We start from the raw sequence: 1,213 nt of genomic DNA on the forward strand, positions 1-1,213 counted from the left end.
GATCATGAGGTTAGCGGCGAAGTTGATCTCCTTTACTGCCGCTAACCTCATGATCAACGGGGGCAGGGGGCAGGGGGCAGGGGGCAGGGGGCAGGGGGCAGGGGGTGGGGGTGGGGGTGGGGTTAGGGGCGGGGGGTGGAGAGGGCTTGGCGGACTATCCAGGGGATGTAGGCCGGGTCCAGGGTGTCCTGCCAGGTGAAGCGGAGGACCGTCCAGCCGGCGTTGACCAGGCGGTTCTGGCGGCGGCGGTCGGCGAAGAGCGCATCCGGGGTGCCGTGCACGCCTCGGCCGTCCGCCTCCGCGATCACTCTTGGGGCACGCCAGCCGAGGTCGCCGATGCCGAGCAGGTATCCGTCGTCGTCGCGTACCTCCAACTGCAACACGTCCGGCGGCACCCGGCCGTCGACGCAGCGCAGCCTGGCGCGGGTCTCCAGCGGAGACTGAGCCCGCCCATCCGCCTCCGCGAGATATCCACGAGCTGCCACCGCACCCGGCCGGCGCCTGATCCGTCGCGCGACCGACGACAGATCGTCCTCGCTCAGCAATCCTCGGTTCAACGCCGAGTCCAGGATGCAGACGGCCGGGTAGCGCCCCGCGCGCAGGATGACGTCGCTGACCGTGGAGATGGGATCAGTGGCCGGCAACCCGCTCAGACTGACCAGCGATTCCGCCGGGTGCTCAAGTTGGTGCAGCACGATGTTTGGTTGCCCGATCCGCGCCCGCTTGGCGGCTGCCCCCGGTAGGCCGATGTGGATCTCGTCGGACGACGGCAGACCGGCAATGCCGTGGAGCTCGGCAGCGGTGTCGAGGACGGCATGCGCAGCCGGCCCCAGCGACAGCAGTACGGCCCGGATCTGCTGGCGCCGGGACGGCTCCACCGCCGCGACGGGCTGCGGGAGGTAGACGGCTCTGGCGAGTGACTGCCACCGCCCGAAGGCGACGAGGTTGTCGACCTCGTGCCGGGTGAAGCCGTGCTCCAGCGCCTGCTCACGACAGACGAGCCCATCCTGCCGCCCCGCAATCCAGCGCAGTCGCCCCTGTCGATCCATCCTCGGAGCCTGACGTACCGCCACCCCCACCGCTGCCCCTGTGGATAACCCCCACCCCAACCCCTGTGGATAACCCACCCTTACCTGCCCACCCGAGCCGTTGATCATGAGGTTAGCGGCAGTTAAAGAGATCAACATCGCCGCTAACCTCATGATCAACGCGG

Annotated in this window: 1 protein-coding gene; it reads right to left on the reverse strand. The window is 68.9% G+C overall.

All coding sequences use genetic code 11. The annotated features are described in order from the left end of the window. Positions 1-122: 122 nt before the first annotated feature. Positions 123-1,049 carry a PDDEXK family nuclease gene (locus tag IEY61_RS30870; protein ID WP_229706658.1) on the reverse strand — a complete coding sequence of 309 codons (927 nt, stop codon included), beginning with the start codon at positions 1,047-1,049 and terminating at the stop codon, positions 123-125. Between the last annotated feature and the right edge of the window lie 164 nt (positions 1,050-1,213).

It is taken from the genome of Micromonospora sonchi (assembly GCF_014646235.1).
Lineage (GTDB): Bacteria > Actinomycetota > Actinomycetes > Mycobacteriales > Micromonosporaceae > Micromonospora > Micromonospora sonchi.

Bases quoted from the DNA above. Each gene is read 5' to 3' on its own strand.
- IEY61_RS30870 (WP_229706658.1), bottom strand. From the start codon at position 1,049: ATGGATCGACAGGGGCGACTGCGCTGGATTGCGGGGCGGCAGGATGGG.